This is a genomic window from Pseudomonas citronellolis, from assembly GCF_900112375.1.
GTDB lineage: Bacteria > Pseudomonadota > Gammaproteobacteria > Pseudomonadales > Pseudomonadaceae > Pseudomonas > Pseudomonas citronellolis.
In genome coordinates this window covers 296,938-309,417 of record NZ_FOLS01000002.1, presented here as the reverse complement: position 1 = coordinate 309,417, position 12,480 = coordinate 296,938, and the positions used below count along the sequence as shown (strand labels likewise).

Below are 12,480 nucleotides of genomic sequence, written 5' to 3'. Positions count from 1 at the left end.
TCTCTGGGTTCCCGCGTTCGCGGGAATGAGGGGGGTGAGGATCGGAGCGAGGGATCAGGATTCGCAAGCGAAGCCACAGCCCCATCCCAAATGAAAAAATGCCGTTTCCCCCATGGAGAGAAACGGCATTCTTTTTAAGGGAACAGCATCAGGACATCTACCCGGCTTTCCCCATGCGCTGGCGACTAACTGTCAGAAGCGATAGGTCACCTGCGCAGTCAGGCCGTGGGCGCTGTTGTCGTACTTGGCACTGTAGGCCGGCTGCACGTTCAGGCCGAGGACGCTCGGGCCGTCAGGCTGGTTCACGCTCGCGGTGTTTTCCCACAGGTAGGCGTAGGCCACGTCGACGGTCAGGTCGGCGTTCGGCGACCAGCCGGCGCCCAGGGTGAAGATCTTGCGATCGCCCACCGGGATACGCACGTTGCGGTCCGCGTTGCTGGTCGGCGACGGATCGTAGGCGAAGCCGGTACGCAGCACCCATTCCGGGGTCAGCTGGTAGGAGGTGCCGACGGCCACCGACCAGGTGTCCTGCCAGTTCAGCTCTTCGCCGATGGTGTTGAACTGGGCGACCGGGGCGCCCTGGTTGCGCACGCTGATTTCCTTCAGGCGGCTCCAGCGCGTCCAGGTGGTGCCGCCGTACACGGTCCACTTGTCGTCCAGCTTCTGGGTGATGGACATGTCCACCGATTCCGGCAGGGTGATGTCCAGCTTGGCGTCCATGCGCGAGTCGAACAGGCCCAGCGGCGAGCCGGACACGGTGGTGTGGCCGCCCAGGTGGTAGTCGACCTTGGAGTGGTAGGTCAGGCCCAGGCTGGTGCTGTCGGTCGGGGTGACCAGCACGCCGACGTTGTAGCCGATGGCGGTGTCGTCGCCCTTGATGCTGATCTTGGTGTCGTTGGCGGCGCCGGCCAGGCCGGCGGTGGCCAGGTAGTTCTCCAGCTTGCCGTCGATGCGGTTGAAGGTGGGGCCGAAGCCGACCGACACGACATCGTTGAACTTGTAGGCGATGGTCGGCTGGACGGTGATCACCTGGACCTTGCTGTAGGAGCCGTGGGCGCGGCCCTGGAAGCTGCTTTCGTAGTCGTTGATGATGCCGTAGGGCACGTAGATGCCCAGGCCGAAGGTGAAGTCTTCGTTGATCGGCGTGGAGAAGTAGCCGAACGGAACGGCGGCCAGGGGCACGGAGTCGCCCTTGTTGGTGCCGGTGCCGCCACCGTGGGCCTGGCTGATGTCGTCCTTGGCGTCGACGACGGCCAGACCGCCGCTGACTTCGGTGCGCTTGAGCTTGGACAGGCCGGCCGGGTTGCCGTAGATGGTGCTGGCGTCGAGCGCGGAGGAGGCACGGCCCGCGTAGGCGGTGCCGGCGCCGCTGGCGCTTTGTTCGTTGATGGCGATGCCGTTGGCCAGGGCCTGGGCAGAGGCAGCGCTAATCGTCAGTGCGAGAGTGGTTTTGAGCCATGTTGTTTTCATTGTAAGAGCAACTCCTGTGGTCAACGGCGCGCAAGCTACCAAGATTCCCAGGCCTTTGGTAGTACCTCTGGGGGCTCTATATCGGGCATTTGCGCGTAAAGTGCCGTCCTTGTGCGAGGTTTTCCCTTCGTTAATGTATGTAAATGAAAGTTGACTGATCGGTCATTGATCGCGATCAGGCGGCGAGCAGTGGATCGCCTATGTACGCCTGCCAGGCGTCGAGGAAATCACGCAGGTGGCCGTGGGGCTGGAACACCCGCCGCCAGACCCTGGCCTGGCCGAGGTGATCGGTGGGGGCGGGCAGTGGCAGGCGTTCGGCCTCCACCAGCATCCAGGCGATGGCGGTGCTGTAGCGCAGGTTCACGGTCAGTTCCAGGTGCGGGGCGTCGAGGAAGGCGTGCTGGCTGGCCAGGCCGCGTACGCGGCTGGCGAGGTTCGGGTCCAGGGCCAGGTAGCGGTCCCAGAGCTGCTGGTGGCGGTATTCGTCGATGCGGAACAGGCCGTGTCCGCGGCCATTGTCCAGGCTGCTGCCAAGCGCCGATTGACAGGCCGCCGCTCCCAGCAACAGCGCCTCGGCCTCCCCGCTGTGACGTTCCAGGTACAGCAGGGTGGGCCGGATGACGTGCTGTCGCAGGTCGCAGGCGGCGATTCCCATGGTCTTGTCCCTCAATGAACGGCGGGGCTGGGCGTCTTGGCAGCTTCTGATGTTCTCCTGGGCCCCGCCGTAAGCGGACTTAGCCGCTCGATTTGAAGTGTAGTGCGATAAACCCGCTGTAAAGGACTGTTTTTAAATTGTTTTGACTTTCTGTGGCCCAGGCATATTCCTCGATGTGATTAATCGATAGCGGGTTACTGTGCCGGGGAAGGAACCCCAGGCCGCGTCAGCCGCGGCCTGGGCGGGGGCGTCAGGCGCCGGTGGCCACCGGGTGCCGCGGGTCGGTGATCCACTCGCTCCAGGAGCCGGCATAGAGGCGGCCCAGGGGATAGCCGGCCAGGCTCAGGGCGAACAGGTTGTGGCAAGCGGTGACGCCGGAACCGCAGTAGGCCACCAGCTCCTGGGCCGGACGGCCGCGCAGCAGGTGGGCGAAGCGCTGGTGCAACTGCGCCGGCGGCAGGAAGCGGCCGTCGCTGCCGAGGTTGTCGGTGAAGGCCGCGCACTGCGCGCCGGGGATGTGCCCGGCGACCGGGTCGATGGGCTCCACCTCGCCGCGGAAGCGCGGCTCGGCGCGGGCGTCGATCAGCGGCAGCTGCGGGTCGGCCAGCAGCGCCGAGAGTTCGCCGGCGTCGATCAGCAGGCCGTTGTCCGGCTCGCCGTGGAAGGCGCCCGTCGGCACCGCCGGCTCGGCGGTGGTCAGCGGCAGGCCGGCGGCGCGCCAGGCGTTCATGCCGCCGTCGAGCAGGTACACGCCGTCGCGCTTGCCCAGCCACAGCAGCAGCCACCAGGCGCGGGCGGCGAAGGCGCCGGGGCCGTCGTCGTAGAGCACCACCTCGTCGCTGTTGTCCAGGCCCCAGGCGCGCAGGCGCTGGATCAGCGCGTCGGCGTCGGGCAGCGGGTGGCGGCCGGTCACGCCCTTGACCACCGGGGCCGAGAGGTCGCGTTCGAGGTCGGCGTACTGGGCGCCGGGAATGTGGTTCTCGGCGAACACGCGGGCGCCGTAGCCCGGGTCGTCCAGGGCGAAGCGGCAGTCGAGGATCAGCAGGCCGGGTTCGTCCAGGCGGGCTGCCAGTTGTTGCGGGCTGAGCAGGCGGGCGAGTGACATCGTTCGGGTTCCTGTGTCGTGACGGTTTCCTCGCGCATCATAAGGCTTGTGCAATGGAAAACGCCGGTTCGCGGCGGCTTTCTTCGATCCGATGGAGTTTTCGCCCATGTTCAGTCTGCAACCGGCGACCCAGGCGGCCTCGCGGGCGCGCGTCTGCGCCATCGCCCTGGCGACCGGCCTGATCACCCTCTACTACAGCCTACTGGTGCTGTCCCTGGCCACCATCGGCCGCCTGCGCCGCGAGCGCGTGGACCGCTACACCCGCCAGTGGTCGGGCCTGCTGCTGCGCCTGGTGCGCATGCGCCTGAGCGTGCACGGGGCCCTGCCGGACTTCGGCGACGGGCGGCGCTACATGATCCTCTGCAACCACTCCAGCCACTACGACATCCCGGCCAGCTTCGCCGCGCTGCCCGGCTCGATCCGCATGCTGGCCAAGAGTGAGCTGTACCGCATCCCGGTGCTCGGCCGGGCCATGCGCGCCGCCGAGTTCCCCTCCATCGACCGGCACAACAGCCAGCGCGCCCGCGCCGACCTGCAGCGCGCGCGGCAAATGATGGAGAGCGGCATAGTGCTGTGGGCGGCGCCGGAAGGCACCCGCTCGGACGACGGGCGCCTGCTGCCGTTCAAGAAGGGCTGCTTCCGCCTGGCGCTGGACACCGATGCGGTGATCATCCCGGTGGCCATCCGCGGCATCCACCGGGTGCTGCCGGCGCGCACCTTCGACCTCAACCTGGGCCAGCCGGTGGACCTGCTGGTGGGCCGCCCGGTGGACGCCGCGGCCTTCCACGGGCAGAGCCTGGATGCCCTGATGGGCGAGGTGCGCGGGCGCATGCAGGAACTGCTGGAGCCGGGCGCCGCGAAATGCGCCGAAGCGGCCCGCGAGGAGCCGCTGGCGCTGGGTTGAGGCGCTTCAGCGAATCTTCAGGCGGCCGATGCGGTCGTTTTCCAGGCTGCCGAAGTAGAGGTAGTCGCCCACCGGCTTGGCCGAGGTGATCATGCGCAGGTGCTGGCCGCTGGTGTCGTGCAGGCTGCGCACGATCTGGCCGTTCTCGTCCACGGCGATGACCAGGCCGTAGGGCACCGGCTTGGGCAGCAGCGCGCGCGGCAGCTTGGTCAACTGGCGCTTGAGCCAGGGCTGGCCGAGGATGAAGTCGGCGTCGGCCTTGCGCGGCGTCGGCAGGGCCACCCAGAAGGTGCCCTTGCGGTCGCCCTGGAGGTTGTCCGGCAGCCCCGGCAGGTTGTCGATGAAGATGTCCTGCTGCCCGGCCTTCGGGCCTTTCAGCCAGTAGCGGGCGATACGGTAGCGGTAGGTCTCGTTGACCAGCACGAAGTCCTCGTTGGCCGACAGCGTCACGCCGTTGGCGAAGTACAGGTCCTTGAGCAGCACCTCGGTCTTGCCGCTCGCCGGGTCGTAGCGCAGCAGGCGGCCGTGGGGGCGGGTCTCCAGGTAGTCGAGGATGTAGTCGGGCTGGTGGAAGCGGCTGGAGGCGTCGCTGAAGTAGATGCGCCCGTCGCTGGCGATGTCCAGGTCGTCGGCGAAGGCGAAGGGCAGGCCGTCGGCCTCGGTGCTGAGCACCGTGATCTTGCCCTGCGCGTCGATCTTCAGCAGGCCCTTCCAGGCGTCGGCGACGATCAGGTTGCCCTGGGCGTCGAAGTCCATGCCCAGCGGGCGGCCGCCGGTCTCGGCGAAGGTGCTGACCTGGCCGTTGTCCAGGCGCACCACGCGGCCGTCGTCCAGGCCGGCGTAGACGCGGCCCTGGGCGTCCACCGCGGTGTCTTCCGGGCCCTTCACCTGGCCCAGGCCGAGCAGTTCGGCCTTCATCAGGGTGTCGTTGGGTTCCAGCACGCCGGTCATCGGCGGCGCCGGCGGCGGGTTCCAGGCCACGGGGTCGATGGGGCTGGGGGTGATGGCGAGGTAGACCGCGGCGGCGGCGATCAGCAGTACCAGCAGGCTTGCGAGTTTCTTCATCATGAAGGCTTCTTGTCGGGGTTCCTGGGGCAGGAAAGATAAGCCTTCGTTCGCATCTGTACAGCCTTGCAAGCAAAAGCGGAATGCTCGGACATCATCCAGCCCGATATACTGCGCTCCACGTGAAGCAAGGAGATGTTCGTGAGCGCCCTCGATATCCGGTGGATCCGCGACGATGCCAGCCTGGCGCAGCAATGCCGGGACTGGAAACAACGGCCGTACCTGGCACTCGATACCGAGTTCATGCGCGTCGATACCTTTTACCCCGAAGCCGGCCTGGTGCAGGTCGGCGACGGCGAGCGGGCGTGGCTGATCGACCCGCTGCTGATCCGCGACTGGTCGCCCTTCGCCGAGGTGCTGGAGGCGTCCTCGGTGGTCAAGGTGTTCCATGCCTGCGGCGAGGACCTGGAAGTCTTCCAGCGCCTGACCGGCAGCCTGCCGCAGCCGCTGTTCGACACCCAGCTGGCCGCCGCCTACCTGGGCATGGCGCATTCCATGGGCTACTCCAAGCTGGTGCTGGAAATCCTCGGCCTGGACCTGCCCAAGGACGAGACGCGTTCGGACTGGCTGCAGCGCCCGCTGACCGACATGCAGGTGCGCTACGCCGCCGAGGACGTGCAGCACCTGGCCGAGGTCTACGTGAAGCTGGCGCCGCGCCTGCCCGAGCACAAGCTGGCCTGGCTGCTGGCCGACGGCGCCGACCTGGTCGCCAACCAGACCCGCGTCAGCGACCCGCGCCAGGCCTGGCGCGACGTCAAGCTGGCCTGGAAGCTGGCCCCGCAGCAGCTCGCCGTGCTGCGTGAACTCTGCGCCTGGCGCGAGGAGCAGGCGCGCCTGCGCAACCAGCCGCGCAACCGCATCCTGCGCGAGCAGACGCTGTGGCCGCTGGCGCGCCTGCAGCCGAAGGACAAGCTGGCGCTGTCGCGCATCGACGAGATGCACCCGCGCACCGTGCGCCAGGACGGCGACACCCTGCTGGCGCTGCTCGCCCACGCCGCCGCGCAGCCCGCCGAGCAATGGCCCGAGCCGCTGCCCGAGCCGTTGCCGCGCGAGGTGACGCCGCTGCTCAAGCAACTGCGCGAGGTCGGCCAGCGCGAGGCCGAGCGCCAGGGCATGGCCCCGGAGCTGATGCTGCGCAAGAAGATTCTCGAGGCGCTGCTCAAGAGCGGCTACCCCGATGGCCCCTACCGCCTGCCCGATTCCCTGCAGGGCTGGCGTCGTGAACTGATGGGCCAGGCTCTGCTGGACTGCCTGGCCGCCCCGGAGAAACCATGAAACGCATCTGCTCCATCTACAAGAGCCCGCGCAAGAACGAGATGTACCTGTACGTCGACAAGCGCGAGGCCCTGAGCCGCGTGCCCGAGGCGCTGCTGGCGGCGTTCGGCGCGCCGCAGCACGCCTTCGACCTGGTGCTCAGCCCCGAGCGCAAGCTGGCCCGCGAAGATATCCACAAGGTGCTGGAGAACATCGAGAAGCAGGGTTTCCACCTGCAGATGCCTCCAGTGGAGGAGGAATACATCGAGCACCTGCCGGAAGAGTTGCTGCGCATGAACGATCCGTTGTAAGCGTCGAAAAGTCGTCGCTGTCGCGAATTGGTACGAAATTGCTGTGCAAGTTGTAGGCTCAAGAGCATTATTGCGTCAGAAATTGCCTGAGTAAGCGGAACGCCTGGGCTTCCTGCCGGTCTACAGGCCCTTCGTTCAACTCGCAAAAAATCGCCGCTGCATGCAGGGACGATAACGACAATGCCAATCAACGTGCCTACGCCTTGCCACCCCGGTGCGATCTAGACCATGCGCCTGCTCATCCTCGATCGCGAACACACCCTCTACGCCGCGCTGACCATGGCTGCCGAGCCCAGCCTCAGCGTGGTGTCCGGCGACAAACCCGACAACCTCGTCGAGGCCGCCGCCGAATGTCCCGTGTGGCTGGGCGAGCCCGACCTTGTGGCGCAACTGCTGCGCAAGGGCGTGCACCCCGTCTGGGTGCAGTCCACTTGGGCCGGCATCACCCCGCTGCTGGCCGACGACCTGCCCAAGGACTACGCGCTGAGCCGCGCGGTGGGCATCTTCGGCCAGGTGATGAGCGAATACCTGCTGACCTACATGCTGGCCCACGAGCGCCAGTTCCTCGGCCGCCTGGCCAGCCAGGTCGGCAGCCAGTGGGACGACCGCGCCCCCGGCAGCCTGCGTGGCCGCCACGTGCTGCTGGTGGGCACCGGCGAGATCGGCCTGGCCGTGGCGCACATGCTGGCGGCCTTCGGCGTCGAGCTGACCGGCGTGGCGCGCACGCCGCGGCCGCTGCAGCCGTTCCAGCGGGTGGGTTCGCTGGCCGAGTTGCCGCGTCTGGTGGAGACTGCCGACTACGTGGTCAACCTGCTGCCCGACACCCCGGATACCCAGGACATCTTCGACCTGGCGCTGTTCCAGCGGATGAAGCCCTCGGCGCTGTTCATCAACGCCGGGCGTGGCGTCGCGGTGGTCGATGCCGACCTGGTCAGCGCCCTGGAAAGCAACCGTCTGGCCGGCGCCGTCATCGACGTCTGCCGCCAGGAGCCGCTGCCGCCGCAGCACCCGTTCTGGAGCGCGCCGCGCCTGCTGCTCACCGGCCACACCGCCGCGCCGACGCTGCCGGGGCCGATGGTGGAACTGTTCCGCGAGAACCTGTCGCGCTTCTGGGCCGGGCAGCCCATGCGCGGCGAGGTGGACTTCACCCGCGGCTATTGAAAGCGGGCGCCCCGCGCGGGGCGCCCTGTCCCTCACAGGCTGAAATCGCCCTCGGCGGCCAGTTGCTCCAGCGGCCGGCGCGGGCTGGGGATTTCGCGCGCCTGCAGGCTTTCCGAGAGGATCGACTTGTCGCCGAGCTTGCCGATGGCGATGGCGGCGTGGATCTCATGGTCGTCCGGCACCTTCAGCTCGACGCGGGTGGCCTCGCGGTCGAAGCCGGCCATGCCGTGGCTGTGCCAGCCGGCCAGGCTCGCCTGCAGGGCCAGGAAGCCCCAGGCCGCGCCGGTGTCGAAGGTGTGCCAGAGCGCCGGTTTCTCCTCGCTGGAGCCGGGCGGGGCGAAGGTGGTCTTGGACAGCACTATCACCAGCGCCGCGGCGTTCTGCGCCCAGCCGCGGTTGAACTCGCCCAGCAGGTCCAGGTAGCGCTGCCAGTTCGGCGTGTCGCGGCGCGCGTAGAGGAAGCGCCAGGGCTGCGAGTTGAACGAGGAGGGCGCCCAGCGCGCGGCTTCGAGGAAGCCCAGCAGGGTTTCCTCGGGGATGCTCTCGCCACTGAAGGCGCGGGGCGACCAGCGATTGATGAACTGCGGGTCGATGGGGTAGTCGGCAACGCGGGGATTGGCGCTCATGGCGGCTCCTGCTGGCAAAGGGGGATGGTGCCGTGGACGGCTGGGCATCGCGGATCGTGGGTGAAGCGGCGGCCCGCTCGGGCCTGATGGTGGGGGAAAGCTACCCAGCCGCGCGGCCCCTGGCAAGCGCTCCGGTGGTCACCTGCGCTTGGCCGGCGCGGCGCCTGGGCATAGACTTGGCGCCCCCGTGAAAAGCCCTACCTAGAAAAACGATGGCCGCCAAAGTCGAACCCTTCTGGAAACGCAAGACCCTCGAACAGCTCGATCAGCAGGAGTGGGAGTCGCTGTGCGACGGCTGCGGCCTGTGCTGCCTGCAGAAGCTCGAGGACGAGGACGACGGCACCGTCTACTACACGCGCATCGCCTGCAAGCTGCTGGACCTGAAGACCTGCCGCTGCACCGACTACGCCAACCGCCGCGCCAGCGTGCCCGACTGCATCCAGCTCACCCCGGCCCAGGCCGACGAGTTCCGCTGGCTGCCGCCGACCTGCGGCTACCGCCTGGTGGCCGAGGGCAAGGACCTGCCGCTGTGGCATCACCTGGTCTGTGGTGATCCCGATGCGGTGCATCATGAGCGGATTTCGCAGTCGGGGCGGATGCTCAGTGAGACTGTGGTGGCTGAGGATGATTGGGAAGAGCATCTGATCTTCCGGGCGGGGTGAGATGCTGGGCGGGAATTGATTTTCGTAGGAGCGAGCTTGCTCGCGAATGGCATTTCCCGGCTGCATTGGTGTTTCGGGGTTACTCCGCGCCCTCTCCCCAGCCCTCTCCCTGAAGGGAGAGGGGGCTGTCCTGAGCGGTGTGTCGGTCAGGCGTCATCCTCCCAACCCCGTCATTCTCGCGAACGCGGGAATCCAGTGACTGCGGGGTTCGCGAGCAAGCTCGCTCCTACGAAAAGCAAACGCGCGCCCGCGTTTGCTCTTGGGACTTCCAGAGAAATATCCGAGCGCACCGGAACGCCCCTTCAGAAGGCCGAGCGAAACCCGCGCTCAGGAGGTCATGCGACATGGATGTCGCGAGAGCCCCGCGGGCTACAGGGACGTACCCTCGGGGCGGGCCTCCGTGGCGGGGGAATTCGCGAGGGTAGCCCGACTCTGTCGGGCCCGTATGCGGGGCAAGCCTTTTTGGTTCCTTTTTGCGGGGGTGGCCTTCCACCGTTTGACAAAAGGGACTCGCCCGAGGGGGCGAAACAAGAAACATCCGAGCACTCGGAGCGACGCGCCACACCAAACCCCAAAGTCTCTGGGTTCCCGCGTTCGCGGGAATGACGAGGTGAGGTTAGGCGTTTCAGGATGACTCAGGATTTTCCTCCCGCTCCGAACGGCCCCCTCTCCCTTCAGGGAGAGGGTTGGGGAGAGGGCGCTCTTAAATAGGGAAACGATGCAGACAGCAACACACCGAACTGGCTCTTTTTTCCCGCAACATTGGCTCGGGGCCAGACAGACTCTACGTCACCTAACGCCCACTCGGCACCGGTCGCAACCAGTAGCAGGCTTCCTCCCCAGCCACCAGCGGGCCGCCGCTGTCTTCTTCCAGGCTCGGGTAGTCCGCTCGGCGTTGCCACAGGGCGAACCAGCGTTCGTCCTTCTCGTCCTCGATGGTCGGCGGCCGCACCTGCTCGCGGAAGCGCCTTTCGCAGGCGCCCCACTGCACGTAGTTCACCTGCGCCTCGATCAGGCTGACCGCGTTGGCGCCGCCGCGGGCGTCGGGGAAGCACAGTTGCAGCAGGTCGTCTTCCCAGAAGCAGATCGGGCAGATTTCATACGAGCCCGGCGCGTCGGCGAAGCTGAAGTGGCCGCAGCACGGGCAGGTGTAGAGCATCAGGCCAGCTCCAGCAGGCCCAGCACCTTGAGCACGAAGGCGTATTCCAGGGCCACGTCCTTCAGCCCCTGGTAGCGCCCGCTCATGCCGCCGTGGCCGGCGCCCAGGTCGGTCTTGAGCAGCAGCAGGTTGTCGTCGGTCTTGCTGGCGCGCAGCTTGGCCACCCACTTGGCCGCTTCCCAGTACTGCACGCGGCTGTCGTTGTAGCCGGCCACCACCAGCAGCGCCGGGTAGTCCTGGGCGCAGACGTTCTCGTAGGGCGCGTAGGCGCGGATGCGCTCGTACACCTCGTGCTCCTGCGGGTTGCCCCACTCGTCGTACTCGGTGACGGTCAGCGGCAGGTCCGGGTCGAGCATGGTGTTGAGCACGTCGACGAAGGGCACCTCGGCGATGCACGCGGCGAACTGCTGCGGGCGCTGGTTGAGCACCGCGCCCATCAGCAGGCCGCCGGCGCTGCCGCCGCTGATCACGGTCTGCTGCGGCGTGCTGTAGCCCTCGGCGCAGAGGTGCTCGGCGCAGGCGATGAAGTCGCTGAAGCTGTTCTGCTTGTTGGCCAGCTTGCCGGCGCGGTACCAGGCCTCGCCCAGTTCGCCGCCGCCGCGCACGTGGGCGATGGCGAAGACGAAGCCGCGCTCCAGCAGGCTCAGGCGGGCGTGGGAGAACCAGGGATCGAGGCTCGCCCCGTAGGCGCCGTAGCCGTACAGGTAGAGCGGCGCCGGGCGGCCGGCGGCGATGCCCTGCAGCACCTCGCGGCGCGCCACCAGGCTGATCGGCACCTGCACGCCGTCGACGCTGCTGGCCCAGAGCCGGCGGCTTTCGTAGGCGTCGGCGTCGAAGGGGCCTTCCACCGGGGTTTCCTTGAGCACCTGCTGGGCGCCGTCGAGCAGGCCCAGTTGGCGGATCTGCGCCGGGCGGTTGAGCGCCTCGTAGCGCAGGCGGATGACCGGGCTGTGGAATTCCAGACTGTCCTGCACGTACAGGTTGTAGGCCGCGTCCGGCAGCTCCACGCGGCGAGGCGCCTGGCCGGCGGCGTGGACCTCGACGATCGGCAGGCCGCCCTCGCGTAGGCTGAGGGTGAAGGCGTCCTGGTTGAGGGTGATGTCTTCGAGCATCACGCTGTCGCGGTGGGCGATCAGTTCGCGCCAGTGCTCGCGGCCGGGCGCCGCTTCGCTGGCGCTGTAGAGGGCGAAGTTGATGCCGCTCTGGTTGCTGCGGATGAACCAGGTCCATTCGCCGTCCAGCAGGCCGTGGTCGACGTGGTACTCGTGCTCTTCCTGGCGCGGGGCGACGCAGCGGAACTCGCCGCGCGGCTGTTCGGCGTCCAGCACCCAGGCCTCGCTGGTGGTCTTGCTGCCCAGCAGCAGCACCAGCTGGCGTTCGGAGCTGGCGCGGTAGCAGTGCAGGAAGAAGCGCCCGTCGCGCTCCTCGAACACCTGCTCGGCGCCGGCTTCGCCCAGGGTGTGGCGGTACAGCTTGTGCGGGCGGTGGGTGTCGTCCAGCTCGCCGAAGAACAGGGTGCGGCTGTCGTTGGCCCAGGTCATGCTGCCGTCGCAGTCGTCGAAGGGCAGTTCCTCCACGGTGCCGCTGGCCAGGTCCTTGACGTACAGGCGGTAGATCTCGTCGCCGCTGGTGTCCAGGCTGTAGGCCAGGCGCGAGTGGTCGGGGCTGATGCTGAAGGCGCCGAGGGAGAGGAAGCCGCCGGCGGCCAGCTCGTTGGGGTCCAGCAGCAGTTGCTCGGCGCTTTCGTCCACGCTCAGCGAGTCGTCGGCCGGGCGCGGGCAGCGGTAGTGGCGCGGGTACTCGTCGCCGGCGGTGGTGCGCTGGTAGTACAGCCACGGGCCCCAGGGCGAGGGCAGCGACAGGTCGGTCTCGCGGATGCGCCCCTTGATCTCCTGGAACAGCTGCTCGCGCAGTTCGGCCTGGCCGGCCAGTTCGGTTTCGAGGTAGGCGTTTTCCGCCTTGAGGTAGTCGAGCACTTCGGCGCTGTCGCGGTGCTGCAGCCAGGCGTAGGGATCGGCGGCGGCTTCGCGGCGGGCGACGGGGGGCTGGCGGTCGGTCATGGCGGCTCCTTGGCGGGGCAGGGGTGACACCCGGCTGCGCACCCGTGG

General features: G+C 67.8%; 12 protein-coding genes. 5 read left to right on the top strand and 7 right to left on the bottom strand.

Annotated features, from left to right (window positions below; translation table 11 throughout):
- Positions 1–192 precede the first annotated feature (192 nt).
- From BM060_RS03215 to BM060_RS03205, 3 genes are all read right to left on the bottom strand, one after another.
- Positions 193–1,470, bottom strand: a complete 1,278-nt coding sequence (locus tag BM060_RS03215; protein ID WP_074977238.1) for an outer membrane protein transport protein — start codon at positions 1,468–1,470, stop codon at positions 193–195.
- Between the two features lie 175 nt (positions 1,471–1,645).
- Positions 1,646–2,125, bottom strand: a complete 480-nt coding sequence (locus BM060_RS03210; protein ID WP_074977236.1) for a hypothetical protein — start codon at positions 2,123–2,125, stop codon at positions 1,646–1,648.
- Between the two features lie 250 nt (positions 2,126–2,375).
- Positions 2,376–3,230: a sulfurtransferase gene (locus BM060_RS03205; RefSeq protein ID WP_043270950.1), complete on the bottom strand. Its 855-nt coding sequence runs from the start codon at positions 3,228–3,230 to the stop codon at positions 2,376–2,378.
- A gap of 106 nt (positions 3,231–3,336) precedes the next feature.
- Between BM060_RS03205 and BM060_RS03200 the strand changes: the two genes are divergently transcribed.
- A complete protein-coding gene (locus tag BM060_RS03200; RefSeq protein ID WP_074977234.1) occupies positions 3,337–4,134 on the top strand; it encodes a lysophospholipid acyltransferase family protein in 798 nt (265 codons plus the stop codon).
- A gap of 6 nt (positions 4,135–4,140) precedes the next feature.
- Here the strand turns inward: BM060_RS03200 and BM060_RS03195 are convergent, their stop codons facing one another.
- A complete protein-coding gene (locus BM060_RS03195) occupies positions 4,141–5,199 on the bottom strand; it encodes an SMP-30/gluconolactonase/LRE family protein (protein ID WP_083426719.1) in 1,059 nt (352 codons plus the stop codon).
- 135 nt (positions 5,200–5,334) lie between these two features.
- Between BM060_RS03195 and rnd the strand changes: the two genes are divergently transcribed.
- From rnd to BM060_RS03180, 3 genes are all read left to right on the top strand, one after another.
- Positions 5,335–6,474: a ribonuclease D gene (rnd, locus tag BM060_RS03190; RefSeq protein ID WP_074977230.1), complete on the top strand. Its 1,140-nt coding sequence runs from the start codon at positions 5,335–5,337 to the stop codon at positions 6,472–6,474.
- Positions 6,471–6,764, top strand: coding sequence for a YcgL domain-containing protein (locus BM060_RS03185; RefSeq protein ID WP_009623596.1), 294 nt, complete (start codon positions 6,471–6,473; stop codon positions 6,762–6,764). Before rnd ends, BM060_RS03185 begins: the two co-directional genes overlap by 4 nt.
- 228 nt (positions 6,765–6,992) lie before the next feature.
- Complete coding sequence (locus BM060_RS03180) at positions 6,993–7,925, top strand: D-2-hydroxyacid dehydrogenase (RefSeq protein WP_074977228.1); 933 nt, start codon at positions 6,993–6,995, stop codon at positions 7,923–7,925.
- 32 nt (positions 7,926–7,957) lie between these two features.
- Here the strand turns inward: BM060_RS03180 and BM060_RS03175 are convergent, their stop codons facing one another.
- The gene (locus tag BM060_RS03175) at positions 7,958–8,551 is read right to left on the bottom strand and encodes a nitroreductase family protein (RefSeq protein WP_058072850.1); all 594 of its coding nucleotides are present in this window, start codon (positions 8,549–8,551) and stop codon (positions 7,958–7,960) included.
- Between the two features lie 212 nt (positions 8,552–8,763).
- Here BM060_RS03175 and BM060_RS03170 point away from each other — a divergent pair, with 212 nt between their 5' ends.
- A complete protein-coding gene (locus BM060_RS03170) occupies positions 8,764–9,213 on the top strand; it encodes a YcgN family cysteine cluster protein (protein ID WP_009623592.1) in 450 nt (149 codons plus the stop codon).
- 793 nt (positions 9,214–10,006) lie between these two features.
- Here the strand turns inward: BM060_RS03170 and BM060_RS03165 are convergent.
- Entirely contained in the window at positions 10,007–10,372 is a 366-nt protein-coding gene (locus tag BM060_RS03165) for a CPCC family cysteine-rich protein (protein WP_074977226.1), read from the bottom strand.
- A complete protein-coding gene (locus BM060_RS03160; protein WP_074977224.1) occupies positions 10,372–12,432 on the bottom strand; it encodes a S9 family peptidase in 2,061 nt (686 codons plus the stop codon). Before BM060_RS03160 ends, BM060_RS03165 begins: the two co-directional genes overlap by 1 nt.
- Between the last annotated feature and the right edge of the window lie 48 nt (positions 12,433–12,480).

Bases quoted from the DNA above. Each gene is read 5' to 3' on its own strand.
- BM060_RS03215 (WP_074977238.1), bottom strand. From the start codon at position 1,470: ATGAAAACAACATGGCTCAAAACCACTCTCGCACTGACGATTAGCGCT.
- BM060_RS03195 (WP_083426719.1), bottom strand. From the start codon at position 5,199: ATGAAGAAACTCGCAAGCCTGCTGGTACTGCTGATCGCCGCCGCCGCG.
- BM060_RS03180 (WP_074977228.1), top strand. From the start codon at position 6,993: ATGCGCCTGCTCATCCTCGATCGCGAACACACCCTCTACGCCGCGCTG.
- BM060_RS03165 (WP_074977226.1), bottom strand. From the start codon at position 10,372: ATGCTCTACACCTGCCCGTGCTGCGGCCACTTCAGCTTCGCCGACGCG.
- rnd (WP_074977230.1), top strand. From the start codon at position 5,335: ATGTTCGTGAGCGCCCTCGATATCCGGTGGATCCGCGACGATGCCAGC.
- BM060_RS03200 (WP_074977234.1), top strand. From the start codon at position 3,337: ATGTTCAGTCTGCAACCGGCGACCCAGGCGGCCTCGCGGGCGCGCGTC.
- BM060_RS03175 (WP_058072850.1), bottom strand. From the start codon at position 8,551: ATGAGCGCCAATCCCCGCGTTGCCGACTACCCCATCGACCCGCAGTTC.
- BM060_RS03205 (WP_043270950.1), bottom strand. From the start codon at position 3,230: ATGTCACTCGCCCGCCTGCTCAGCCCGCAACAACTGGCAGCCCGCCTG.
- BM060_RS03210 (WP_074977236.1), bottom strand. From the start codon at position 2,125: ATGGGAATCGCCGCCTGCGACCTGCGACAGCACGTCATCCGGCCCACC.
- BM060_RS03185 (WP_009623596.1), top strand. From the start codon at position 6,471: ATGAAACGCATCTGCTCCATCTACAAGAGCCCGCGCAAGAACGAGATG.
- BM060_RS03170 (WP_009623592.1), top strand. From the start codon at position 8,764: ATGGCCGCCAAAGTCGAACCCTTCTGGAAACGCAAGACCCTCGAACAG.
- BM060_RS03160 (WP_074977224.1), bottom strand. From the start codon at position 12,432: ATGACCGACCGCCAGCCCCCCGTCGCCCGCCGCGAAGCCGCCGCCGAT.